Source organism: Corynebacterium tuberculostearicum (assembly GCF_013408445.1).
Lineage (GTDB): Bacteria > Actinomycetota > Actinomycetes > Mycobacteriales > Mycobacteriaceae > Corynebacterium > Corynebacterium tuberculostearicum.
On the sequence record NZ_JACBZL010000001.1, the window covers coordinates 1,205,975 to 1,228,474 of the forward strand.

General features: G+C 57.1%; 24 protein-coding genes and 2 tRNA genes. 13 read left to right on the forward strand and 13 right to left on the reverse strand.

Annotated elements, in window-relative coordinates; all coding sequences use genetic code 11:
* Positions 1–15: 15 nt before the first annotated feature.
* Positions 16–966: a malate dehydrogenase gene (locus BJ985_RS05690; protein ID WP_179386882.1), complete on the reverse strand. Its 951-nt coding sequence runs from the start codon at positions 964–966 to the stop codon at positions 16–18.
* Between the two features lie 373 nt (positions 967–1,339).
* Between BJ985_RS05690 and BJ985_RS05695 the strand changes: the two genes are divergently transcribed.
* Entirely contained in the window at positions 1,340–2,107 is a 768-nt protein-coding gene (locus BJ985_RS05695) for a TetR/AcrR family transcriptional regulator (protein ID WP_179386883.1), read from the forward strand.
* Positions 2,108–2,173: 66 nt separating this feature from the next.
* Here the strand turns inward: BJ985_RS05695 and clpX are convergent, their stop codons facing one another.
* Positions 2,174–3,469, reverse strand: coding sequence for an ATP-dependent Clp protease ATP-binding subunit ClpX (gene clpX / locus BJ985_RS05700; protein ID WP_005324061.1), 1,296 nt, complete (start codon positions 3,467–3,469; stop codon positions 2,174–2,176).
* 229 nt (positions 3,470–3,698) lie between these two features.
* Between clpX and fabG the strand changes: the two genes are divergently transcribed.
* Positions 3,699–4,466, forward strand: a complete 768-nt coding sequence (gene fabG / locus BJ985_RS05705) for a 3-oxoacyl-ACP reductase FabG (protein WP_179386884.1) — start codon at positions 3,699–3,701, stop codon at positions 4,464–4,466.
* A gap of 99 nt (positions 4,467–4,565) precedes the next feature.
* Here the strand turns inward: fabG and BJ985_RS05710 are convergent, their stop codons facing one another.
* The 6 genes from BJ985_RS05710 to BJ985_RS05735 all read right to left on the reverse strand — a co-directional run bounded on the left by BJ985_RS05710 (position 4,566) and on the right by BJ985_RS05735 (position 9,880).
* Positions 4,566–4,820, reverse strand: a complete 255-nt coding sequence (locus tag BJ985_RS05710; protein WP_005324057.1) for a hypothetical protein — start codon at positions 4,818–4,820, stop codon at positions 4,566–4,568.
* Positions 4,821–4,983: 163 nt separating this feature from the next.
* Positions 4,984–5,274 carry a hypothetical protein gene (locus tag BJ985_RS05715; protein WP_005324056.1) on the reverse strand — a complete coding sequence of 97 codons (291 nt, stop codon included), beginning with the start codon at positions 5,272–5,274 and terminating at the stop codon, positions 4,984–4,986.
* Positions 5,275–5,277: 3 nt separating this feature from the next.
* Positions 5,278–6,576, reverse strand: coding sequence for an inorganic phosphate transporter (locus BJ985_RS05720; protein ID WP_005324054.1), 1,299 nt, complete (start codon positions 6,574–6,576; stop codon positions 5,278–5,280).
* 321 nt (positions 6,577–6,897) lie between these two features.
* Complete coding sequence (locus tag BJ985_RS05725) at positions 6,898–8,400, reverse strand: peptide MFS transporter (RefSeq protein ID WP_179386885.1); 1,503 nt, start codon at positions 8,398–8,400, stop codon at positions 6,898–6,900.
* A gap of 236 nt (positions 8,401–8,636) precedes the next feature.
* Positions 8,637–9,260: an ATP-dependent Clp protease proteolytic subunit gene (locus tag BJ985_RS05730; RefSeq protein WP_179386886.1), complete on the reverse strand. Its 624-nt coding sequence runs from the start codon at positions 9,258–9,260 to the stop codon at positions 8,637–8,639.
* Positions 9,261–9,280: 20 nt separating this feature from the next.
* A complete protein-coding gene (locus BJ985_RS05735) occupies positions 9,281–9,880 on the reverse strand; it encodes an ATP-dependent Clp protease proteolytic subunit (protein WP_179386887.1) in 600 nt (199 codons plus the stop codon).
* A 138-nt stretch (positions 9,881–10,018) separates the two neighbouring features.
* On the opposite strand from BJ985_RS05735, the gene BJ985_RS11820 reads away from it, so the two are divergent.
* The 6 genes from BJ985_RS11820 (at position 10,019) to BJ985_RS05765 (ending at position 15,483) form a co-directional block, all read left to right on the forward strand.
* Positions 10,019–10,699 carry a metal-dependent transcriptional regulator gene (locus tag BJ985_RS11820; RefSeq protein WP_005324050.1) on the forward strand — a complete coding sequence of 227 codons (681 nt, stop codon included), beginning with the start codon at positions 10,019–10,021 and terminating at the stop codon, positions 10,697–10,699.
* A 115-nt stretch (positions 10,700–10,814) separates the two neighbouring features.
* A complete protein-coding gene (nrdI, locus tag BJ985_RS05745; RefSeq protein ID WP_150850436.1) occupies positions 10,815–11,282 on the forward strand; it encodes a class Ib ribonucleoside-diphosphate reductase assembly flavoprotein NrdI in 468 nt (155 codons plus the stop codon).
* Between the two features lie 50 nt (positions 11,283–11,332).
* Positions 11,333–13,528 (forward strand): class 1b ribonucleoside-diphosphate reductase subunit alpha, encoded by a 2,196-nt coding sequence (nrdE, locus tag BJ985_RS05750; protein ID WP_005324048.1) that lies wholly within the window; start codon positions 11,333–11,335, stop codon positions 13,526–13,528.
* A 52-nt stretch (positions 13,529–13,580) separates the two neighbouring features.
* Positions 13,581–14,606: a class 1b ribonucleoside-diphosphate reductase subunit beta gene (gene nrdF, locus BJ985_RS05755; protein WP_005324047.1), complete on the forward strand. Its 1,026-nt coding sequence runs from the start codon at positions 13,581–13,583 to the stop codon at positions 14,604–14,606.
* Between the two features lie 85 nt (positions 14,607–14,691).
* Positions 14,692–14,862 (forward strand): hypothetical protein, encoded by a 171-nt coding sequence (locus tag BJ985_RS05760; protein ID WP_167315513.1) that lies wholly within the window; start codon positions 14,692–14,694, stop codon positions 14,860–14,862.
* Between the two features lie 39 nt (positions 14,863–14,901).
* A complete protein-coding gene (locus BJ985_RS05765) occupies positions 14,902–15,483 on the forward strand; it encodes an NADPH-dependent FMN reductase (protein ID WP_005324045.1) in 582 nt (193 codons plus the stop codon).
* A 173-nt stretch (positions 15,484–15,656) separates the two neighbouring features.
* On the opposite strand, the gene tig is transcribed toward BJ985_RS05765, so the two are convergent.
* From tig to BJ985_RS05780, 3 genes are all read right to left on the reverse strand, one after another.
* Positions 15,657–17,015, reverse strand: a complete 1,359-nt coding sequence (tig, locus tag BJ985_RS05770; RefSeq protein ID WP_005324044.1) for a trigger factor — start codon at positions 17,013–17,015, stop codon at positions 15,657–15,659.
* A gap of 90 nt (positions 17,016–17,105) precedes the next feature.
* Positions 17,106–17,179: transfer RNA gene (locus tag BJ985_RS05775), tRNA-Pro, on the reverse strand.
* Between the two features lie 134 nt (positions 17,180–17,313).
* Complete coding sequence (locus tag BJ985_RS05780) at positions 17,314–18,138, reverse strand: flagellar basal body-associated FliL family protein (protein ID WP_179386888.1); 825 nt, start codon at positions 18,136–18,138, stop codon at positions 17,314–17,316.
* Between the two features lie 122 nt (positions 18,139–18,260).
* On the opposite strand from BJ985_RS05780, the gene BJ985_RS05785 reads away from it, so the two are divergent.
* The 4 genes from BJ985_RS05785 (at position 18,261) to BJ985_RS05800 (ending at position 20,799) form a co-directional block, all read left to right on the forward strand.
* Positions 18,261–18,335 (forward strand) — tRNA-Gly (locus BJ985_RS05785).
* A 105-nt stretch (positions 18,336–18,440) separates the two neighbouring features.
* The gene (locus tag BJ985_RS05790) at positions 18,441–19,133 is read left to right on the forward strand and encodes a nitroreductase family protein (protein ID WP_005324042.1); all 693 of its coding nucleotides are present in this window, start codon (positions 18,441–18,443) and stop codon (positions 19,131–19,133) included.
* Between the two features lie 181 nt (positions 19,134–19,314).
* Positions 19,315–19,947: a hypothetical protein gene (locus BJ985_RS05795; RefSeq protein ID WP_179386889.1), complete on the forward strand. Its 633-nt coding sequence runs from the start codon at positions 19,315–19,317 to the stop codon at positions 19,945–19,947.
* An 18-nt stretch (positions 19,948–19,965) separates the two neighbouring features.
* Positions 19,966–20,799, forward strand: coding sequence for an aldo/keto reductase (locus BJ985_RS05800; protein WP_005324040.1), 834 nt, complete (start codon positions 19,966–19,968; stop codon positions 20,797–20,799).
* An 86-nt stretch (positions 20,800–20,885) separates the two neighbouring features.
* Here BJ985_RS05800 and BJ985_RS05805 read toward each other — a convergent pair whose 3' ends face one another.
* Positions 20,886–21,359, reverse strand: a complete 474-nt coding sequence (locus BJ985_RS05805; RefSeq protein WP_005327249.1) for a ribose-5-phosphate isomerase — start codon at positions 21,357–21,359, stop codon at positions 20,886–20,888.
* Between the two features lie 116 nt (positions 21,360–21,475).
* Here BJ985_RS05805 and BJ985_RS05810 point away from each other — a divergent pair, with 116 nt between their 5' ends.
* Positions 21,476–21,880, forward strand: coding sequence for an MFS transporter (locus BJ985_RS05810; RefSeq protein WP_179386890.1), 405 nt, complete (start codon positions 21,476–21,478; stop codon positions 21,878–21,880).
* On the opposite strand, the gene BJ985_RS05815 is transcribed toward BJ985_RS05810, so the two are convergent.
* Positions 21,877–22,500: a mycothiol-dependent nitroreductase Rv2466c family protein gene (locus BJ985_RS05815; protein ID WP_179386891.1), complete on the reverse strand. Its 624-nt coding sequence runs from the start codon at positions 22,498–22,500 to the stop codon at positions 21,877–21,879. The two genes, BJ985_RS05810 and BJ985_RS05815, sit on opposite strands and share 4 nt — an antisense overlap.

Below are 22,500 nucleotides of genomic sequence, written 5' to 3' on the forward strand. Positions count from 1 at the left end.
CGCACCGACCGTGTTTTAGAGCAGGTCCGCCACGGCCTTGCGCTCCTCGCGCAGCTCGGCCACAGAGGCCTCGATGCGCTCCTTTTGGAATTCAGTGAGCTCCAGTCCCTGCACAATCTCCCACTGGCCGTTGCGGCTGACAGTGGGGAATCCGCAGATAAGGCCCTTGTCGACGCCGTAGGATCCGTCCGATGGCACCGCCGCGGTGCGCCAGTCCTCAGTGCCATGAATCCAGTCATGCATGTGGTCCACGGCTGCCGACGCCGCCGAAGCAGCCGAGGAGCTACCGCGAACCTCAATAATTTCCGCACCGCGCTTGGCCACCTTGGGGATCATCTCCTCGCGGTACCAGTCCTGGTCCACCTCGGCGTTGGAGTAGGTAATATCCGGGAACTGGCTAGCGGAGTGGTTGCCCCAAACCGCCACCTTGGTGAAATCGGTGGTGGACTTGCCGGTCTTTAGCGCAAGCTGGCTCAGGGTGCGGTTGTGGTCCAAGCGCATCAAAGCGTTGAACTGGGAATCATCCAAATCCGGGGCATTATTCGCAGCGATGAGGGCATTGGTATTAGCCGGGTTACCCACCACGAGCACGCGGACATCGCGCGCGGCGTAGTCATTGATAGCCTTGCCCTGCTTGGTGAAAATGGCGCCATTGGCCTCCAGCAGGTCGGCGCGCTCCATGCCCTTGCTGCGGGGGCGAGCGCCGACGAGGAAGGCAGCCGAGGTGTTTTCAAAGGCTTCCTTGAGATCATCAGTAACCGTGATGGAGTTAACCAACGGCAGGGCGGAGTCATTGAGCTCCATGGCAACACCTTGGGCCTTTTCCACCGCAGCGGGAATTTCCAGCAATGCTAGGTCCACCGGGGTGTCCTTGCCGTACACATCTCCAGCAGCGATGCGCCACAGCAGCGAATAGGCGATGTTGCCGGCGGCGCCGGTGACAGTGATCTTGACGGGCTGGGTCATGGTGTAAAGCCTCCTCAATAATGGCTGTGACATGGGCGGCACACGCGAGCCAGATTGCTCGCACCGCCAGGGAATGTAATCCATCACCGAGCTTAGCCCCACCGCCAGCATTCGCGCTGTGAATCTGGCCCCCTCTTTTGGAGGGAAAATCTAGGGCCCTTGCGATAAAATACCCCCATTTACCTCAAAATTAGCGCCCCCAATGGGCCAGATACTCCCGCACGGGGTGATTAATCGGGCATGATAGGAAAAGGAAATGCGGGACACTCCCCCACGCTGCACACCCAGAATGCATAGGGATTGCCAACTCCCGCACTATTAGACATCAGTTCACCGCGCCACCGCCGCGCCGCAAGGATTAAGGACTTATGCAATGAGCACAGAGAATACTGACCCACTGCAGGCTGCAGACCAGGCGGATTCTCCTCACGCTGCCCACGCGGAATCCGTCAGCATTGACTCCGTGGTGGACGTTGCGATCAAGCAGTTCTCCCGTTTTGGCTTTACAGAAACCAAGCTAGAGACCATCGCCCAAGAATCCGGCATGTCCAAGCGCATGATTCATTACCACTTTGGCGATAAGAAAGGCTTGTACCTGCGTGCGCTGAGCACCGCCGCGCAGCGCCTCAATCCGCCTGAGGATGCCCTGGAAATCGATACCGCAGTTCCGGTCGAAGGCGTGCGCAAGTTGGTGGATTGGCTCTTCCGCGAGCGAGTAGCCAACCCGGAGGCCATCCGCATGCTGGTATGGGAAAGTAATCAGCAGATTGTGGACCCGGCACAGCAGGCTATTGCCGACGTCGCCGGGGTGGCCCTCCACCTTGACCGCTTGCTGCTTTTGGGCCAAGACGCCGGCGCCTTCCGCCCCGGCATTTCCGCCAATGACATCTTCACCCTGATTTCCTCGTTGACGGTCTACCGCGTGACCAACCAGGTGATGGTGGAAAACATGCTGGGCGTAAACTTCAATACCCAAGAAAATATCGACGGCATGCATAGGCTCACCGTCGATGCTGTGCTGGCGTTTTTGACCGCCAATATTCCGGACTCGGGCCACGAGTCCTACCTCACCTCGTCCTCGTTCGATACCGAAGAAGGCGACGAGGCCTCCCCGCAGGATATCTACAGCGAGGAGTACTAGCGCGGGCCTTCCGGCCCACGCCCCACCCTGCCACAGCCCGCCAGTAGGCGCTGTGGCAGCTAAGGCCTAGGCAGATTCCTTGGCCTCGTCCTTGTAGCTAAACTGCGGCTCCGCGCCCTCGGTCACGCACTCCCGCGTGATGTGTACCGTGGCAATATCCTCGCGGTCTGGCAGGTCGTACATGACTGGGACCAAAAGCTCTTCCATGATGGCGCGCAGGCCACGCGCACCCGTCTTGCGCTCCAAGGCGAGCTCCGCGATGGCATCCAATGCCGCTGGCTCGATGTCCAATTCGCAGTCATCCATCTCAAAGAGGCGGCTGTACTGCTTAACCAGGGAGTTCTTGGGCTCGGTGAGCACCTTGACCAAAGATTCACGGTCCAGGTTATCCACCGTGGCCACGACAGGCAGGCGGCCGATGAACTCTGGAATAAGACCGAACTTCACTAGGTCCTCGGGGCGCACCTGGGAGAAGAGGTCAACCTTTTCGCGCTCGTCCTTGGTATCCAGGTTGGCGCCAAAGCCCACGCCCTTCTTGCCCACGCGATCCGCAATGACTTGGTCCAACCCAGCGAAAGCGCCGGCGACGATGAACAAAATATTGGAGGTATCCAGCTGGATAAACTCCTGGTTCGGGTGCTTGCGCCCGCCTTGCGGCGGGATGGCCGCCACGGTGCCTTCCAGGATTTTCAGCAGGGCCTGCTGCACGCCCTCGCCGGACACGTCGCGGGTAATGGATGGGTTCTCGGACTTGCGGGAAATCTTGTCCACCTCGTCGACGTAGATGATGCCGCGCTGTGCGCGCTCCACGTCAAAGTCCGCGGCCTGCAGCAGCTTCAACAGGATATTTTCCACGTCTTCGCCTACGTAGCCGGCCTCGGTGAGGCTGGTGGCATCGGCAATGGCAAAGGGGACATCGAGAAGCCGGGCCAAGGTCTGCGCCAGGTAGGTCTTACCGGAACCGGTGGGGCCCAGCATCAAGATATTGGACTTAGAGATCTCCACCTCATCGCCCTCGGCCTTCTTGCGGCGGGCCTCCAACGCGGCCGACTCTTCGGCCTTGATGCGCTTGTAGTGGTTATACACCGCCACAGACAACACGCGCTTGGCCTTGTCTTGGCCAATGACATATTTGTCTAGGAAGGCGGAAATCTGCGAGGGTCGGGGCAGGCGCACCTCTGCATCAGAGGATTCTTGCGCCTGCTCTTGGCCCAGTTCCTCTTCGATGATCTCATTGCATAGCTCGATGCACTCATCACAGATGTAGACACCGCCGCCGGCGATGAGCTTTTTCACCTGCTTCTGACTCTTGCCACAAAAGGAACACTTGAGCAGGTCAGCGCTTTCTTGCATACGTGCCATTAAGTTCTTTCACACTCGCTTTTCGTACCGCTATCCACAGTTGGAAGGACGATTCTACCCTTCCGAGCGGCTTAATCTTCATCTGTTTCTACCTTAGTAAATCAACCCGACAGGCCCTTCATTCATTCCCTCCCGCGTGGCGAATTTCCCAGGCCCTTCCTGCTCTTGCGGCATAAACTAGAAGGTGAAATCACCCTCATTCCACCCCTTTTTTAGGAACAGGAGCATCATGTTCGATCTCACAGGCCGGGTAGCCATTGTCACCGGCGGCGCCTCCGGCATTGGCCGCGGCATCGTCGCCTCGCTGCGGGAGGCCGGCGCCACCGTCATCATCGCCGATATCGACCTAGACCACGCCACCGCTACTGCCAAGGAGTTGGGTGCCAGCGCCATTCGCGTGGACGTCACCGAACGCGCTTCGGTTAAGGACATGTACCGCCAGGTCACTGCCGAGCACGGCGGCTTCGACATTGTGTGCTCCAATGCCGGTGTCTTTCCCAACTGCCCGCTGGCAGAGATGACCGATGATAAGTGGGAGGCGATGTTTGCCATCAATACCCACGGCACCTTCAAGGTGGTCCAGGAGGCGCTCCCCTATCTCAAGCAACGCCGCTATGGACGCATCGTTATTACAACGTCTATCACCGGCTCGCACACGGGCTTTCCCGGTTGGGCCCACTACGGCGCCTCCAAGGCCGCGCAACAAGGCTTTATGCGTTCGGCCGCGCTCGAGGTGGCCCGCGATGGCATCACCATCAACGGGGTCCTCCCAGGCAATATCCTCACCGAGGGCCTCGAGGCCCAAGGCCAGGAGTACCTCGATCAAATGACGCGCTCGGTACCGCTGCACCGCCTGGGCACCCCACGCGATATTGGCACTGCAGCAGCCTTCCTAGCTTCGGAAGAGGCAGGCTACATCACCGGCCAAACACTAATTATCGATGGCGGCCAGCTTCTGCCCGAGACCCCTGAGGCCATACTGCCGCCGCGCGATTAGCCGCGCTTGCCGACGCCCCCGTGTACCCCACGCAGCACAAAGCCCCCTGCTACACACTGTGCGGCAAGGGGCCTCGTGGGGATTTCATTCAGTAGCTGCTTACTGCAGCCAATCGAAGTCGAGCAGGAAAAGTTCCGCATCGAGCATCTCGTGTTCATCCGGAGCATGACCGGTGACGGTTTCTAGCGCCTCTGCTACGTCCTTAGTAGTAGCAGGGGTCTTATCAGCGTCAAGCAGGGTTTCTGCCACCAAAGCGCGAACCGGAGCTTCTGAAACGGTGTCCAGGCCGGTTCCAGTGGTGGAGCCCTTGAACGCATCAGCGATGCCGTCCATCAATGTACGCATCTTGTTCATTTCTCACACCTCCATGTGGCTTTCTCTCTGTTTGATAGAGAAGAATATACGCGGCACACTTCCACTAAGCAACCCCTAGGTCGCTTAAAGTTAACCTTTTGTTAACTTTAAGAAAGTGTGCCGCGCATCACACGGAAGGTTTACCCTCAGGCAAGAGGATTCTTTATAGGTCACCGAACGGCGTAAAGCCGAAGTAGTGGTCCAGCGTATCGCGAGCAATCCACATGATGGCCACGAGAATGACTACGGCCAACACCGCATAGACGGTCCAGCCCAGTACCTTCATCTGCGTACTTGCCGGAGTATCGCCCACGACAACGCCGTTGTCGTCACGAATTGGATCACCGGTCATGCACCGCATGCCCAGAGAGAACAGGAGCGGAATGCCAGCACCGAAGACCAGCGCCAAGCCTGCAACGTGAATGAGGGACTGGAAGATTTCTGCAGCAGTCATGGTTTAGCGCTCCTCTTGAGCAGTAGACGGCGCGGAGGCATCCTCCGCCTTGGTTGCGGATACTGGTGCGGCACCGGCAGCAACTGGCTCCTTGCGGTCAGAGCCCGCACCCATGGAGGAATCCACGGACTCGGAGTTTGGATCCCAGTCGTTGTTGACGTTGGAAGCATCCACCGGGTTCATGCGGGAGCGGATAACGATAAGTGCGGCCATTGCCAGCAGCAAGACGAAGTCCACGATGGCGCCGGTTGCTACGTTAGTAAAGGAAGAGACGCCATGTGCCAACCACCAGGTAGCAAAGCCCACGAACGCAGCGCACGGCAAGGTAATGAGCCATGCGGACACCATGCGCATGGCCACACCCCAGCGAACCTCAGCACCGCGACGGCCCAGGCCGGTACCCAAAATGGAACCGGTGGACACGTGGGTAGTGGACAGCGCCATACCACCGGTAGCAGAAGTCAAGATGATCGCTGCAGAGGTAGCTTCAGCAGCCATACCCTGCGGGGACTCAATCTCCACCAGACCCTTGCCCAGGGTGCGGATAACGCGCCAGCCGCCGGACATGGTGCCGGCCGCGATAGCCACAGCACAGGAAACGATAACCCAGGTAGGAATGCGGGCGTCAGCAACCGCATGCCCGGAAGCAACCAATGCCAGGAAGATAACACCCATGGTCTTCTGCGCATCGCCAGCGCCGTGTGCCAGGGACACCAAGCAAGCGGTAACAATCTGACCGTGGCGGAAGTGCTCGTTCTTCGCCTTGTTGGGAATGGTGTTGGTAACCCAGTAGATAAGGAAGGTCGCACATGCGGATACCAGCGCCGCGATAATAGGCGAGGCAACGGCTGGGATAATGATCTTGCCGGCAATGGAGGACCACTCCACACCGGTAGAGCCCATCGCAGCGAAGGCGGCACCAATGAGGCCGCCAAAGAGTGCGTGAGAGGAACTGGACGGCATGCCCAGCAACCAGGTGAACAGGTTCCAGATGATGCCACCGATGAGGCCGGTAAAGACCACCATCAAAAGCGCCTGGCCGTCGGTATCGGCGGCGGCTCCAGTTAGATCGTAGGAATCGAGGTTAACAATGCCCTTTGCCACGGTCGCAGCAACGTTGACCGAAAGGAAAGCACCGACAAGGTTGAGGACTGCGGAGATTGCCACCGCAGTAAAAGGCTTCAAAGCACCGGTGGCAATGGACGTAGCCATCGCGTTGGCAGTGTCATGAAATCCGTTCGTAAAGTCAAAGGCAAGGGCGGTTACCACCACAATGCCGAGGATAATCAGAGTCGCTGTCACAGCGTTGGCCCCTTGGAAAGAAAACAGATGAACACGGTACGCACCTACGACGCTTTCACGCGTCGCGGACGAAATGCAGATTACCCCTGCGCCTATCCACAGACAATTGATTTTCTTTAATATTCCCTTTGGTTAACCTTTTGTTAACCTGCTGGGGCTTAGAATCGAGCCCAAAAGAAGCCCAGCGGGACACAACTTCCCCAGCTCATACCGTTTATGTTCCCCCCACCTTCCCCGCTTAACCCGAGTGATAAAAACCACTTAGGGAGGTATGCCAACATCACGCCGACATACCTCCCATTTAAGGGTGTTTTACAGCACCTAGCGGAAGGTAGAGAACTTCTTTACCACCCAGCGGCTTAGAACAAGCAGGATGGCGCCCAACACGATGGATACAACGCCGAGAGAGATAAAGAAGGTATTCTCCGCTCCTGCATCATCCGGGTTATAGAAGCTAGCCAAGGAGCCGGCCAGCGAGGTACCCATAGCCACCGCCATCATCCATACCGCCATCATTCGGGACGGGAATGCCACCGGCGCCACCTTGGTAGCAAGCGCATTTCCTACTGGCGAGAGGAGAAGCTCCGCCATAGTGAACAGGAACAGGATGAGGATGATGACATACATCGGCGTGGAGTTCGCCGCTGCACCCGAGTACGGCAGGAAGAAGAACAAGGAGATGCCAATGACGATATTGGCTACGCCGAACTTTACTGGGGTGGACCACTGCCTATTCCCTAGCTTCGTCCACATCGTTGCGAAGATAGCGGAGAAAATAACAATAAAGATTGGGTTAATGGACTGCACCAGTGATGGCGGGATTTCCCAACCAAACATGTGGCGATCCAAGCGCACATCCGCATAAATCGTCATTACGGTGAACTGCTGCTGGAAGATTCCGAAGAACAAAACACCGGAAATAAACATCGGAATAAAGCCCAACAGGCGGTTCTTTTCCTCGCGGGTCACCAACTTCGAGGTATACATCTGCGCCCATAGATAGATTGCTGCAACCAGAGCAACCGCGGTAACAATATTGGACAGCCAATCAACCTGAATAGCGCCGGTAGCCAATGCCACCACCATAATCACAATGATGGCGGCTACTACAACCCCGCCCATGAGCAGTTGCTTCGAGCTAGCCGGGTTTGGAACCTCATGCCCTGCATCCTTGATGGTGGTCTTGCGCATCAGGGAATACTGAATCAGGCCGAGCGCCATACCAATTGCCGCGATGCCGAAGCCCCAGTGGAAGCCCTTCCAGCCCCACAACGCAGTAGTAATCAGCGGTCCGAAGAGGCCACCGATATTGACGCCCATATAGAAAATGGAGAAGCCACCATCACGGCGCGGGTCATCGCGGGAGTACATGGAGCCAAGCACAACCTGCGCGGTGGTCTTAACGCCACCGGAACCAATCGCAATGAGGACAAGACCAATGGCCAAACCAGTTACCGCGGGGATAAACGCCAACGCGAGGTGGCCGGCCATAACCAGAACGGCCGAATAGAACAGAGTGCGCTCTGCACCCAAGACTCGGTCGGCAACTAGGGAAGCCAACAAGCAAGCCATGTACACCAAGCCGCCATACGCACCCACGATGGATGTCGCGTCCGCGCGGTCTAGACCAAGACCGCCATCGGTAGTGGCGTAATACATGTACAGCAAGACAAGTGCCTGCATGCCGTAGAAGCTAAATCGCTCCCACATTTCCACGCCAAAGAGGTTGGCCAAGCCCCAAGGGTGGCCAAAGAATGTACGTTCGCCGCTCTGCGGCGTGGGCGCAGCAGCTTGGGCCGCCGCGTCAGATGTGTGTTTCTCCATGAAGATATCTGACCACTTAGAGGCCTAAATCACAAATTGGCCATTATAAGTTTAGTGTCGCACGATAGAAATAAACCTAACGACCTGCAGATATTGCGCAGAGAGACTTACCCCATTCGGGTGCAGCAAGAATTACCGGGCATTGCCCCTTCCCTGCCCCACAATGCTGAAAGCCCCTGCCTCACAACCGGAACTCGGTTGAGCGGCAGGGGCTACCTAGAATGAGTTATTCCAAATTAAGCGTTGAGCTTGCGGTAATCAAAGACCGCATCGATGATGCCGTATTCAACGGCTTCCTGAGCGGTCAGAATCTTATCGCGATCCGTATCAATGCGGATCTGCTCAGCGGTACGACCGGTGTGCTCAGACAGGGTGGTTTCCATCAGCTTGCGCATGCGCTCAATCTCGGCGGCCTGGATCTCTAGATCAGAAACCTGACCCTGAGTACCCTGAGTTGCCGGCTGGTGAATGAGCACGCGGGAGTTCGGCAAAGCTGCACGCTTGCCCGGCGCACCGGCGGCAAGCAGCACAGCTGCCGCCGAAGCGGCCTGGCCCAAGCACACGGTCTGCACGTCCGGGCGGACGTAGCGCATGGTGTCATAGATGGCCATCAGCGCGGTAAAGGAGCCGCCCGGGGAGTTGATGTACATCGTGATATCGCGATCCGGGTCCTGGGACTCCAGGACCAGCAGCTGCGCCATGATGTCGTTAGCGGAGGTGTCATCGACCTGGGTGCCCAGGAAGATGATGCGCTCCTCAAACAGCTTGGAGTACGGGTTGGTTTCCTTAGTGCCCTGTGCGGACTGCTCAATGAAGGACGGCAGAACGTAGCGGGAACTTGGCATCTGGGACTGATTCATAGTGATTTTCTCCTTATTCCCTAGTTGCTCAGCGGGCCGTTAACGGACTCAATGACGTGGTCAACAATGCCGTAGTCCTTGGCCTGTTGGGCGGTCATCCAACGGTCACGGTCGGAGTCCTTGGTGATCTGCTCAAAGGTCTGGCCGGTGTGCTCGGCAATGAGCTCCGCCATCTCCCGCTTGGTCTGAGCAAATTGCTCAGCCTGGATGGCGATGTCCGCAGCGGTACCACCGACACCAGCGGAAGGCTGGTGCATCATAATGCGCGCGTGCGGCAGAGCGTAGCGCTTGCCCTTGGTGCCGCCGGAAAGCAGGAACTGACCCATGGAGGCAGCCAGGCCCATGCCGTACGTGGCAATATCGCACGGCGAGTACTTCATGGTGTCATAAATAGCCATGCCCGCAATGACAGAGCCACCCGGGGAGTTGATGTAGAGCGAAATGTCGCGAGTGGGGTCCTCGGCGGACAGCAGGAGGATCTGGGCGCACAGCTTGTTCGCAATCTCATCATCGACCTGGGTTCCCAGGAAGATAATGCGCTCGCGCAACAGGCGCTCGTACACGCTATCGCTCAGATTCATACCCGTAGACGACGAGTTCATTGAAATCTTCTCAGACATTAGTGGTTCTCCTTCAAGTGAAGAATGCTTTAACTGGCCCCACCTTACCGGCATTCCTCTCAAACTTGGCCTCTGTTCGCTATGAGCGTTGGGCCACAGCGCCAAAGGCGCACACGGAAGCTGGGTTAACATTTACTCATGTCTGTTTCCGAGCTGTCCACCAGTACCCAGAACTATTTGAAAGCTATCTGGGGGCTAAAGGAATGGTCATCCGAGCCCGTTACCGCCACGCTTATAGCGAAACAGCTGGGACTCAAGCTCTCCTCGGTTTCCGATGCAGTGCGCAAAATGGCGAAGCAAGGGCTCGTGTCACACACGCCCTATGGCTCTGTGGAGTTAACCGAACTTGGCAGGCAGTACGCATTGGTCATGGTGCGCCGTCACCGATTGCTTGAGTCTTTTTTGGTTCAAGCATTGGGCTACACCTGGGACGAAGTCCATAATGAAGCCGAAAATCTCGAACACGCGGTGTCTGACATGCTCATAGAACGTGTGGATAAGTTCCTTGATTACCCCACTAGGGATCCGCACGGCGATCCTATCCCTACGGTTGATGGACAGATCACCATCCCCAGTGCGCATCGCCTCACCGACAGCGGTGCACAATCGCAGGTGACCGTGGAACGCATTTCTGATTCCGACCCACAACTGCTGAAGTTCCTTGAAGAGCGCGGCATTGTCACTGGGGCTGTTCTTAGCACGCGCGAGGGAGCGCCCTTTTCAGATTCTCTCGAAATACAGGTGGCCGGCGGCACTCAGTGGGTAGTACTTGGACGCCCAGCTACCGACGCAGTGTTTGTAGCACACCACAACCTTTAGACATTCCCCTTTGCATTAATCCTGCTCTCACCTGCCCTTTTCAAAACTACGTTAGACCGTAGTTGCAACTACGTGATTACGTAGTTAGTCTTTTCGAATATCACCTACCCCACTTATGGCTAAGGCCAGGATGAGCAGGATTGCCATGTCAGACTCACCAGATTTGGTGTACTTTTCCAGCGTTTCAGAGAACACGAAAAGATTCGTCGAACGCTTAGATAGACCCGCGGTGCGCATTCCACTGCGCCCCAAGAAAACCGGGATGATCCAGGTTTCACACCCGTACGTACTCATCGTTCCCACCTACGGCGGCGGCTCGCTCAAACGCGCAGTCCCCAAACAGGTCATCGACTTCCTCAATGACCCAATCAACCGCTCCTTTATCCGGGGCGTTATTACCTCAGGGAATACCAACTTCGGAAGTGCTTACTGCGTCGCCGGACGCATCATTTCCGCCAAGTGCCACGTACCGGAGCTGTATCACTTCGAGCTTCTCGGCACCCAGAAGGACATCGCCGCCGTAAAGCAGGGCCTTCAGAAGTTTTGGAAGCAGCAAAAGCAGCTAACGATGACACCCCATTAATCCCCCACAAGATGAAGAACACATCCGCATCACACAGATTGGAAAACACAATGTGGCCTCTTGATGCCACCCCCACACAGACTATTGGCGCTACGCCCCGCACCGCTTCAGCAGACAATGCCGGCGGTGTCGGCAAGCGCAAGAGCTACCACGCACTCAACGCGCAGCTGAACTTGTTCGACGCTTCTGGAAAAATCCAGTTTGACAAGGACATTCAGGCAGCACAAGACTATGTCACACACCATGTCGCTCCCCGCATGCATCAGTTCGATTCCACCAAGCAACGCTTGGAATGGTTGGTTGATAACGAGTACTACGAGCGGGATTTCCTTGAGCTTTATGATGACGCCTTTCTGTGCGCCATGTACGACAGAGCACATCGAGTTAAGCATCAGTTCCGCACTTTCCTCGGCGCATTTAAGTTCTTCACTTCATATGCACTGAAAACCTTTGATGGCTCCCGATTCCTAGAAGGCTACGAAGAACGCGTCGCCACCACAGCTTTATACCTTGCACAGGGCGACGAAGAGCTCGCAGAAAAGCTGGTGGATGACATCATGACCGGACGCTTCCAGCCCGCCACCCCTACTTTTCTCAACGCAGGCAAAGCCCAGCGCGGCGAAATGGTCTCCTGCTTCCTCCTGCGAATCGAAGACAATTTGGAGAGCATTGGCCGCTGCGTGAACTCTGCACTGCAACTATCAAAGCGCGGTGGTGGAGTGGCCCTGTTGCTGAGCAATCTGCGCGAATCCGGAGCCCCGATCAAAAAGATTGAGAACCAGGCTTCCGGCGTAGTCCCAGTCATGAAGATTCTCGAAGATAGCTTCAGCTATGCCAACCAATTGGGCTCCCGGCAGGGCGCTGGAGCCGTCTACCTGCATGCGCACCATCCAGATATTCTTCGCTTCCTGGATACCAAGCGGGAAAATGCCGATGAGAAAGTCCGCATCAAGACTCTTTCGCTGGGGGTTGTTATTCCAGATATAACCTTCCGTCTGGCCAAAGAGAACAAGGATATGCATCTTTTTAGCCCGTATGACATCGCTCGCGAGTACGGCGTAGCCATGTCTGACATGTCCATCACCGAGTACTACGACGAGCTGGTTGCCAATCCGCGAATCTCTCACACGACCATTAAGGCCCGCGAGTTTTTCACCACGCTGGCTGAGCTTCAGTTTGAATCCGGATACCCCTACATCCTCTTTGAGGATACGGTCAACCGCGCTAATCCCCTCAAAGGACATATCAATATGTCCAACCTGTGTAGCGAAATCCTCCAGGTCAACACGCCATCGACCTACGGAGCTTCGGGTGACTACACCACTGTTGGCCAGGATATTTCCTGCAATCTAGGTTCGCTCAACATTGCGAAGGCTTTTGAATCGCCGGACTTCGGGGAGACCGTCGAAACCGCAGTGCGTGCCCTCACGAAGGTTTCAGACCTGACGAATATCGAAGCTGTTCCCTCCATCGCTCACGGAAATGCTTCCATGCATGCCATTGGTCTGGGCCAAATGAATCTCCACGGCTTCCTTGCTTCACAGCGTATTCCTTATGGCTGCGCCGAGGCACTGGACTTTACAAATATCTATTTCCTCACGGTGACCTACCATGCGCTCCGCGCATCCCATGCACTCGCGGTTGAAAAAGGTCAACGATTCACAGGTTTCGAAGAATCCACCTATGCCACTGGCGCCTACTTTGACAAATACATCGACCAAGACTGGGCGCCAGCCACTGAACACGTAAAACAGCTCTTCCACGAAGCAGGCGTGCAGATCCCTCAACGCGAGGATTGGCTACGGCTCAAGAATCAAGTGATGCAAGACGGCATCTACAACGCCTACTTGCAGGCAGTTCCACCCACTGGATCAATTTCCTACATCAATGACTCCACCGCGTCCATCCACCCAATTGCCTCCAAAATTGAAATACGCAAGGAAGGCCGCTTGGGGCGCGTGTACTACCCCGCGCCGGAAATGACCAACGACAACCTGGAGTATTTCGATGACTCCTACGCCGTGGGATACGAAAAAATCATCGACACCTACGCCATGGCCACCCAACACGTGGACCAAGGGCTTTCCCTGACCTTGTTCTTTACCGCTGATACCACCACGCGGGACATCAACAAGGCACAAATCTATGCCTGGAAAGCCGGAATCAAGACCCTCTACTACATCCGTTTACGCCAATCCGCGCTCCAAGGAACCGAGGTCGAAGGCTGCGTCTCCTGTGCTTTGTAGGAGCACGGTCCTCCCCCTTGTCCACAACCATTCACTCAGAAAGAAAGAAGCTATGTCGTCAACATCGAATAGTGCTGAACTAACCAGCATTTCAGTTACTCCGCCGAGCTACCGGCATGATCCTTCAGCCCGCATCCGCGCCATCAATTGGAACCGGGTGAGCGATGACAAGGATCTTGAAGTGTGGAACCGTCTAACCACCAACTTTTGGTTGCCAGAGAAGGTCCCGCTTTCTAATGATCTCCCGGCGTGGCAGAAGATGACACCCGAGGAACGCAACCTCACCATGCGGGTGTTCACGGGACTCACCACCCTGGATACTGTCCAGGCCACCGTGGGTGAAATCTGTCAGATTCAAGATGCCCGCACCGAACACGAGGAGGCCGTGTATACCAACATCGCGTTCATGCAGTCAGTCCATGCCCGTTCATACTCTTCAGTGTTTTCTACCCTGAGCAGTACAAAGGAAATTGATGAAGCATACCGCTGGGCGGTGAATAACGACCTTCTCCAGGCACGCGCCAAGAAAGTTCTCGCGCACTATTTTGGGCCGGATCCACTCAAACGCAAGGTGTCATCGACGTTGCTTTCCTCGCTGCTTCTCTACGCGGGTTTCTATCTTCCCTTGCACTTTTCTGTCCACGCCACCCTGACAAATACGGCAGACATGATCCGCCTCATTCTGCGTGACAAGGCAGTGCACGGCTACTACTCGGGTTACAAATATCAGCGCGGTCTGGAATCCACGACCCCGCTACGGCAGAAGGAGATGCATGATTTCACCATTTCTTTGCTCGAAGAGCTTTATGCACTAGAGCTGGACTATTCCGGCGAGCTATATGAGCCTTTGGGACTCATGGATGATGTAGCCGTGTTCGTTCGCTATAACGCCAATAAGGCACTCATGAATTTGGGCTACCCGGATTATTTCCCGCCCGAAGAAACGGAAGTGAACCCAGAAATCCTCGCGGCCCTAGCCCCCGGAGCAGATGAGAACCATGACTTCTTCTCCGGATCTGGTTCCTCCTATGTCATTGGTACTGCTGAAGAAACGAGTGATGATGACTGGGATTTCTAGACCTTTTCCGCGACCGGACCAAGGAAGCTGGCTTGAGACCATCGCGCTGTTTGAAGCCATCCGCGAAGGAAACCAACCCGCAGCCATGCGGCTGTTGAATACATCCGCCGCACGAGAGGCCGTCCTCGGGGGGCTTCTAGGACTCATCGATCTGTACTTCCGCCATGAAGAAGGAGACAAAGTAGATGGCTTCCTCACCGCCGCCCACGCTGCCGGCCCACCACCGGCCTTTGGCTGCAAGCCTTTTCTCCCTTGACCACGTCTCCCTACACCCAACTAAGAAAGAAGGTTTACCATGACCACCCCACGTATCAGCGTTATCGTCGGCAGCCTGCGCCGAGAGTCATTTGCACGCAAGATTGCACACGAGGTGCTCACGATGATCCCTGAAGGCTACGAGGCAAACATCGTGGAAATCCGTGACTTGCCGCTCTATGACTTCGACTACGATGACCCCGCCGTCACGGACAAGCCCACTCCGGCTGAGTACACCACCTTTCGCGAGACCATCAAGAACTCGAGCGGGATCCTCTTCATTACGCCAGAGAACAACCGCACTATCCCTGCCTGCCTCAAAAACGCAGTGGACATCGGCTCTAAACCCAACTCAGATGTGGCGTGGAAGAACCTTCCCGCAGGTATCATTAGCCACTCTGTAGGCCGCATGGGCGGCTACAGTTCACAGAAGAACCTTCGCCTCGCTCTGTCCTACTTCGACATGCCGCTCCCTGGTCAGCCCGAAGTATTTCTGGGCCAATCCCCCACCCTTTTCGAAGAGTCCGGACATCTCAATCAACGTACCGCAGACTTTGTCAAGGATTACGTTATGCGCTTCCTGCAGTTGACCGACGAGGCCTTTAGAGCCAAGAACGGCTAGCGGTATCCCCAGCCAACACACATCACGCCCTCTTCGAAGTACTCAAAGACTCCTAGAGGGCGTTCACAATGACACAAACCCCGGATTCAGGCTCATCCTTGAGTTACCTGAATCCGGGGTTTCATGCGCGCTCGCCACCACACATGTGGCAGCAGCGCGTTACAAGCGGGAGATTACTTCTCCTCGGAAGCTTCTGCAGCGTCCTCTTCTTCGATTTCACCGAAGTACTGGTCAACGTCTACGTCGTTGCCCTCTTCATCCTTGACGGTGGTGCGGCAGATAGCGGCAGCCAGTGCCTTGCCACGGCGCACGTCAGAGAAGAGGTTTGCGATCTGGCCGTTGGACTGCAGCTGCTGGATGAACTGGTTCGGGTCCATGCCGTAGGACTGAGCGGTGAACAGGATGTGGTCGGTCAGCTCCTGCTGGGAAACTTCCGGCTCTTCCTTCTCTGCTACAGCGTCAAGGAACAGCTGGGTGCGCACGGACTCTTCTGCCTGCTCGCGAGTCTGCTTATCAAACTCTTCGCGGGAGGTGCCCTGTGCCTCAAGCAGCTGAGCCAGTGCCTTCTCATCGTGAGCCAGCTGGCCCAAGATCTGGTGCAGCTGGGAGTGTGCCTGCTCGTCCACTACGGACTGCGGCAGCTCGAATTCAACCTCGGACAGTGCGGACTTCAGAACCTCATCGCGGATCTGTGCAGCCTGCTCAGCCTTCTTGGTCTCCTCCACCTGGGTCTTGGTGGACTCACGCAGCTCGTCCATGGTGTCGAACTCAGAAGCCATCTGAGCGAACTCATCGTCCATAGCCGGAAGCTTGCGCTCCTTGGACTGCTGGACGTGGACCTTGATGGTGGCCTCTTCGTCCTTGTGCTCGCCGGACTGGATGGTGGAGGTGAACTCGTTATCCTCACCGGTCTTCATGCCGCGCAGGGCGGTGTCCAGACCCTTGATGAGGTCATCGTCACCGATGCGGTAAGAAAGGCCCTCGGTGGAAGCGTCTTCAATCTTCTCGCCGTCGATCTCAGCGGTGATGTCGATGATGGCGTAGTCGCCGGTCTTCATCTTGCGCTTGGTGTCCTTGAGCTCACCGAAGCGCTCTGCCAGCTCCTCCAGAGCCTTGTCGACGTCCTCTTCGTCAGCCTTCAGGGCCGGGACGGTAACGGAGATCTTGGAGAAGTCCGGAATCTCGAACTCAGGGCGGATATCAACCTCGGCGGTGAACTCCACGAAGTCCTTGTCCTCGATCTTGGAAATGTCAACGTCCGGCTGGCCGATGACCTTCAGATCGTTTTCCTTGACTGCCTGCTCGTAGCGGGAAGGCAGCATGTCGTTGACAACCTGCTCCAGGATGGGGCCGCGGCCGAAGCGAGCGTCAATAAGCTGGCGCGGTGCCTTGCCCTTACGGAAACCTGGAATAGAAACCTGCTGCGCGATTGCCGCGTAAGCTTGATCGATTTCCTGGTCCAGCTCCGCAAACGGAACGTTGACGGTGAGCTTAACGCGGGTATCGCTCAGCTTGTCTACGGTGGTCTTCACGAGTGAATCTCCCTGGCTTCATTGTTTTACGTACATAAACTTAAAGGGGGTCCGGAAATCCTTATTAGGGCATTTCCAGACCCCCATACGTCGGGGCGACAGGATTTGAACCTGCGACCCCCTGCTCCCAAAGCAGGTGCGCTACCAAACTGCGCCACGCCCCGTATGTAGGCCACCAAGTTGCCTTGGCTGCGTTGCATACCTGAGACAGTGTACCGTGTCCGTTTTAAATCTCCTAAACGGACCCCCACTTAATGGAATCAACGCAGCACAGAGGCCACTTTTGACAGCCTAGCGGCTAGAAATCGAAATCAAACATTCCGTCAAAGAATCCGCCGCCGTCGCCATCGCCAAGGCCATCAAATAGGCCGCCGCCGTCATCGCCGCCGCCCATGTCTCCGGCGTCACCAGCATCGCCAGCGTCACCGCCCATTTCGCCGGCATCGCCCATGCCATCACCGCCACCCCAGTCGCCGCTTTCAGCAGCGGCCGCGGAATAACCAATGCCAGACATGCCGGAGAACAGGGCATTGAACATCATGGAGTAGCCAACCATCCACACGCCGGTCTGCAATGCATCAGCCCACCACGGACGGGAATACCAACCCGCCGGAACTGGGCGCCCTGCAACGGTTCCGCCTGGGTAGTAGTTCGGGGTATCCGCGGAGGCATACGGCGAAGCAGTGATCTGCTGGCCATTCGCTTCCACGGTGCGCTTTTCCGTCACCTTGCCGGCGGCGCGCTGCCCCTCGAGCGGCGGCAGCTCTGGGCCCGGGTTCATGCCCATAATCTCGCGCGCGGCATTCACATAGTGCATGCCTTCCAAGGCGGACTCACGCGCTAGGTTCGCCTGCTTTGCGGTAGTGGCGCGCGAAATTGCCGAGTTAGCTGCTGTGAAACGCTCGGACGCATCGGCCATTGCCTGCTGGGAGGCAGAGTCTGTGCCTGAAATCTGCATTACTTGGCCCCCCAGGCGTTCAATCCACCGGCGAGCATCGGCTTGTGCATCGGCCAATTGCTGTGCTTCTCGTTCCTCGCGGCGTTTTTGAGAGTTGCGCGAGGACATCAACCACGCGCCTCCGCCCACTGCCAGCACAAGGAGCAAAATTCCCACTATGATCATCGCTTTCTATAGATAGGGCCGTTCCGCTTATAACAACGACTCAGGCGCCAGCCTAGTTCCCTATTTTCATTTTTGCCCCCACGTGCGCTAAAGTATGGCGCAGCGTTTCAATAGCGCGCTGTGGGAATGTCGTATAGTGGCTAATACCTCAGCCTTCCAAGCTGAAGACGCGGGTTCGATTCCCGTCATTCCCTCCACGTTTCGCCCATCTTTTAGGTGGGCGATTTTCTGTTTTCCATCCATCATCGCTGGCTACTCATGGTAAACGGCGTACGCGTGCAACGAAGTGTAGGGTGGCGCGCATGACTTCAACCAATAAGTATTCCGAATTTATCCGCAATCGCCACTCTCCCCGCGCATTCCTGCCGGAGCCCATGCCGGTAGAAGACATCAAGCAGGTTTTGGAGGACGCTCAATCCGCACCCTCCAATTCCAATACCCAGCCGTGGAACGTGCACGTAGTGGGCGGAGAAAAGCTCAAGGAGCTCAGCGCCGCGCTTATTAAGGAATTCGACACCAATGGGCTCAGCCCAGACTTCACCACCGATTATGGTGAGGGGATCCATCCCAAGCGTTCCCAAGAGCTGGCCGCCAAGATGTACGGTCTACTGGGCATTGAGCGCGAGGACAAGGCAGGCCGCGTGGAATTCGTCCGCGAAAACCTGCGGTTCTTCGGCGCGCCTCATGCAGTCCTTCTCTTTATCCCGCCGATGGGCGACCGCATCCGTGCCGCCTTTGACCAGGGAACCTACGCCGAAAACTTCCTGCTTTCCTTGGAAGCACACGGCTATCACGGCATCCCACAGGGCATGATTTCCTTGATTGCGCCAACCGCACGCGAGTTCCTAGGCGTGGACGAGGAGTACAAGCTGGTCACCGCCATCACCTTTGGTACGGCCGATGAATCTAGCCCAGTCTTTAATACGGCTCCGGGTCGCGCACCACTGTCAGAGACCGTGACCGTGCACGGCATTGAGGACCTGGAGCTCGATTAGAGCCAGCTCCCCATCAGCAAGCTACTTTCAACGATTTCGTCCATCTAAACCACCGCGACCGTCGACGAAAAAGGCGTTTTATAGGGACAAAATCGTTGAATCGCCGCGGTGAGCGTCCGCTCACCAATATCACTAGGCAAAGTTGGCCGAAGGGGGCGTCGGCAAGCCTAGAATTGAGCCCATGGATATCACTCTTGCGACCTTTGACCATGCGCCGGAGACCGCACTGCGCGGCGTTCGTTTTAAAAACACGTGGGTGCCTTCGGAAACCTATGCGGACTCCCGCCGCGGTACCCTGACCGGGCAGTACCCGCAGCGACAGGCCACCACGCGCATCAACGAGGTTTTTGCTGGGGTGGGCTATGAGGTCCGCGAAGACACGCACCCTGCCGGTGAAGACGTCTTTCGCCTGCTAGAACAGCCCAGGCTGGAGGAACTCGACCAGGTTGAAGGCGTCATTGCCGTCTGCTCCCTGCTGGGTGGAAATGCCCCCATGTCGGTGCTATGGCCGGGTGTGGCAGAAAACGGGGAGAATAACGAGCTAGTCTCCCCTATTGACTTGGCTCCCACCCTCGCCGCCATTGCCGGGCTGGATGTGCGGCCCAATGCGCGCCTGTCCTTCGATGGGTTGAACTTGGTTCCGGTACTGCGCCATGGTGCCTCGGGGCACGCCGCGTTGTTCTTTGACAATGGCGTGCGCATGATTGACGCCGCGCTTATCGACGGCACCGCTACCCCACCCCACGAGCGCGCCCGCCTGCAAGATGAGTGGGAGACGTGGAATAAATTCATCACGCTCGGCCCGCTGCAGTAGATAGGTAGTCTGGGGCGCATGAGCGTACCTAACATCACCCTTAACGATGGCAATACCATCCCGCAGCTGGGCTTTGGCGTATTCCAGATGGATCCGGATAAGACCGAAGAGCTGGTAGCCGAGGCCCTGCGCGTGGGCTATCGCCATATCGATACCGCCGCTATCTATGGCAACGAGGAAGGCGTGGGCCGGGCAATTGCCAAGTCCGGCATCCCGCGCGAGGAACTTTTTGTCACCACCAAGCTGTGGAATGACCGCCAGACCGATGCCGCCGCAGCACTTGATGAATCTTTGGACAAGCTCGGCCTAGAGTATGTGGATCTCTACCTCATCCATTGGCCGACCCCGGCGAAGGGGACCTACGTCGTAGCCTGGCAGCAGCTCATCGAGCTGCAGAAGCAGGGCAAGGCCAAGTCCATCGGCGTCTCCAACTTCGAACTCGAGCACCTAGACCAGCTGGAGCTCAAGACCGACGTCAAGCCGGCGGTCAATCAGGTCGAGCTTCACCCTTACCTGCAGCGCTGGCGCGAGCTGGATGCCTTCCGCGCCCACACCGTAGCTATTGAGGCATGGGGGCCTTTGGGGCAGGGTAAGAGCGATATTTTGGATGCTCCCGAGGTCACCGACGCCGCTGCGGCGCACGATGTCAGCCCAGCGCAGGTCGTCATCCGTTGGCACCTGCAAAATGGCGTCATCCTCTTCCCTAAGTCCGCCACGCCATCGCGCATCGCGGAGAATTTCGACGTCTTTGGCTTTGAGCTCACCGAGGACGAAATGGCTGCCATCACCGCCCTGGATGAGGGCGAAGAGGGACGAGGCGGTCCGCACCCGAATGACATGAATGACGCCTAAACCTTAGCGCCTCGGCCGAACCGGCCGAACCACACGAAGAAACGCCGCGGAACCAGCTTTGGTCCGCGGCGTTTATTCTGCGTGGCTTAGGCCTCCGGCAGCTCCGGGGCAATGCCGGTGCGCTCGTATTCCGCCAAGATGTCGATGCGGCGCTGGTGGCGCTCCGCGCGGGACCATTCTTGGTCCAGGAAGGCGTCGACGATTTCCAGTGCTTGCTCCTCGGTGTGCATGCGGCCACCGATGCCGATGAGCTGGGCATTGTTGTGCTCGCGGGCAAGGCGGGCGGTCTCTGCGGACCACGCCAGTGCGCAGCGAGCACCCTTGACCTTATTGGCGGCAATCTGCTCGCCGTTGCCGGAGCCGCCAAGCACGATGCCCAGGGAACCTGGGTCATTGACGGTGCGTTGTGCCGCTTCGATGCAAAAGGCCGGGTAGTCATCCTCGGCATCGTAGGTATGGGCGCCGCAGTCAATGACTTCGTGGCCCTGCTTGGTGAGGTGTTCAGCAATCAGGTTCTTGGTTTCGAAACCTGCGTGGTCTGCTCCTAGATAAACGCGCATGGCCCACATCCTACCGGCCCGGCGCGCCTTGAGGAGGCTTAGCGCTCACCCTATTTCGCATTACATATTCCTGATAGGCTCGCGGACAAGCACTATCGCGATAAGAAAGGAAAGCAATGCCTATCAACACACGGATCCTCGCGCTATACGGCGGGACCCTTCTCGTCTACCTCATCATGCTAGGCATTATGGTAGCTGGCGGCGGCGGCTTCCTCCTCCCGCTTATCGCCAGCATCCTTGCGACATTGGCCCACGTAGGTTTGGGCATCTGGTGGATTGCGCAGAAGGTGCGAGGGAATCCGCGGGCCAATGGGGGCGCAGTTGCGGCCGGCATTATCGCGCTTCTCGCTGGGGCCTCGTGGGCTTCCTGGGTACTTGTCGCGTGGGAGGAGTTTCAGGCCGGCATGGAGCTTCCCGTTATCAATATCGCGGGTCTGCCGGCACTTATTTTGACCCCACTGACCATCGCACTGTGCGTCGGCGCCGCGATTCAGCTGCGCCGACGTGAGAAAAACGCTTAGTTTTCCTCCACCTGCGGCATCTCGGTGCGGGAGCGCTTGAGCTCGAAGAAGTAGGGGTACTGGGCAAGGCGCAGGGAGGCGTCGAAAAGCTCGCCTGCTTCTTCCCCGGTAGGGATGCGGGTAATAACTGGGCCAAAGAAGGCGGTCTCGCCCAGCTTGATAACCGGGGTGCCTACCTCATCGCCCACAGCGGAAATGCCGTTGTGGTGGTACTCGCGCAGCTTCTCGTCATAGTCCTCGGTATTGGCTACCTCGGCGAACTCTGCTGGGAGGTCCACCTCCGCTAGGGCTTGGGCGATGATGTCATCATAGGCGCCAAAGCCGGTGCGCATACCGTTGCCCTTGGCGTGAATCAGGGTGCCCATTGCGGTGTAGAGCTCGTCTACCTTCTCAGGGCGCTCGGCCTTGACCTTGGCAAAAACGCGGGCTGGGCCCCAGTTAGCCTTCATCATGTCCATGTAGTTGGAGTCCAGATCGCGGCCGTCATTGAGCACGGACAGGGACATCGGCTCGAACTCGACCTCGATGTCGCGCACCTTTTCTACTTCCTTAATCCAGCGCGAGGTGGCCCACGCGAAGGGGCAGGATACGTCGAACCAGAACTTTACTGCGTCAGCCAT

What these genes read in the sequence shown, in the direction of transcription:
- BJ985_RS05805 (WP_005327249.1), bottom strand. Translation starts at nt 21,359, where the DNA reads ATGCGCGTTTATCTAGGAGCAGACCACGCAGGTTTCGAAACCAAGAAC.
- BJ985_RS05725 (WP_179386885.1), bottom strand. Translation starts at nt 8,400, where the DNA reads ATGGAGAAACACACATCTGACGCGGCGGCCCAAGCTGCTGCGCCCACG.
- nrdI (WP_150850436.1), top strand. Translation starts at nt 10,815, where the DNA reads ATGGCTAAGGCCAGGATGAGCAGGATTGCCATGTCAGACTCACCAGAT.
- BJ985_RS11820 (WP_005324050.1), top strand. Translation starts at nt 10,019, where the DNA reads ATGTCTGTTTCCGAGCTGTCCACCAGTACCCAGAACTATTTGAAAGCT.
- BJ985_RS05810 (WP_179386890.1), top strand. Translation starts at nt 21,476, where the DNA reads ATGCCTATCAACACACGGATCCTCGCGCTATACGGCGGGACCCTTCTC.
- BJ985_RS05765 (WP_005324045.1), top strand. Translation starts at nt 14,902, where the DNA reads ATGACCACCCCACGTATCAGCGTTATCGTCGGCAGCCTGCGCCGAGAG.
- BJ985_RS05760 (WP_167315513.1), top strand. Translation starts at nt 14,692, where the DNA reads ATGCGGCTGTTGAATACATCCGCCGCACGAGAGGCCGTCCTCGGGGGG.
- BJ985_RS05710 (WP_005324057.1), bottom strand. Translation starts at nt 4,820, where the DNA reads ATGAACAAGATGCGTACATTGATGGACGGCATCGCTGATGCGTTCAAG.
- nrdE (WP_005324048.1), top strand. Translation starts at nt 11,333, where the DNA reads ATGTGGCCTCTTGATGCCACCCCCACACAGACTATTGGCGCTACGCCC.
- BJ985_RS05715 (WP_005324056.1), bottom strand. Translation starts at nt 5,274, where the DNA reads ATGACTGCTGCAGAAATCTTCCAGTCCCTCATTCACGTTGCAGGCTTG.
- BJ985_RS05800 (WP_005324040.1), top strand. Translation starts at nt 19,966, where the DNA reads ATGAGCGTACCTAACATCACCCTTAACGATGGCAATACCATCCCGCAG.
- BJ985_RS05780 (WP_179386888.1), bottom strand. Translation starts at nt 18,138, where the DNA reads ATGATCATAGTGGGAATTTTGCTCCTTGTGCTGGCAGTGGGCGGAGGC.
- BJ985_RS05795 (WP_179386889.1), top strand. Translation starts at nt 19,315, where the DNA reads ATGGATATCACTCTTGCGACCTTTGACCATGCGCCGGAGACCGCACTG.
- nrdF (WP_005324047.1), top strand. Translation starts at nt 13,581, where the DNA reads ATGTCGTCAACATCGAATAGTGCTGAACTAACCAGCATTTCAGTTACT.
- BJ985_RS05790 (WP_005324042.1), top strand. Translation starts at nt 18,441, where the DNA reads ATGACTTCAACCAATAAGTATTCCGAATTTATCCGCAATCGCCACTCT.
- clpX (WP_005324061.1), bottom strand. Translation starts at nt 3,469, where the DNA reads ATGGCACGTATGCAAGAAAGCGCTGACCTGCTCAAGTGTTCCTTTTGT.
- BJ985_RS05735 (WP_179386887.1), bottom strand. Translation starts at nt 9,880, where the DNA reads ATGTCTGAGAAGATTTCAATGAACTCGTCGTCTACGGGTATGAATCTG.
- BJ985_RS05730 (WP_179386886.1), bottom strand. Translation starts at nt 9,260, where the DNA reads ATGAATCAGTCCCAGATGCCAAGTTCCCGCTACGTTCTGCCGTCCTTC.
- BJ985_RS05695 (WP_179386883.1), top strand. Translation starts at nt 1,340, where the DNA reads ATGAGCACAGAGAATACTGACCCACTGCAGGCTGCAGACCAGGCGGAT.
- BJ985_RS05690 (WP_179386882.1), bottom strand. Translation starts at nt 966, where the DNA reads ATGACCCAGCCCGTCAAGATCACTGTCACCGGCGCCGCCGGCAACATC.
- BJ985_RS05815 (WP_179386891.1), bottom strand. Translation starts at nt 22,500, where the DNA reads ATGGCTGACGCAGTAAAGTTCTGGTTCGACGTATCCTGCCCCTTCGCG.
- fabG (WP_179386884.1), top strand. Translation starts at nt 3,699, where the DNA reads ATGTTCGATCTCACAGGCCGGGTAGCCATTGTCACCGGCGGCGCCTCC.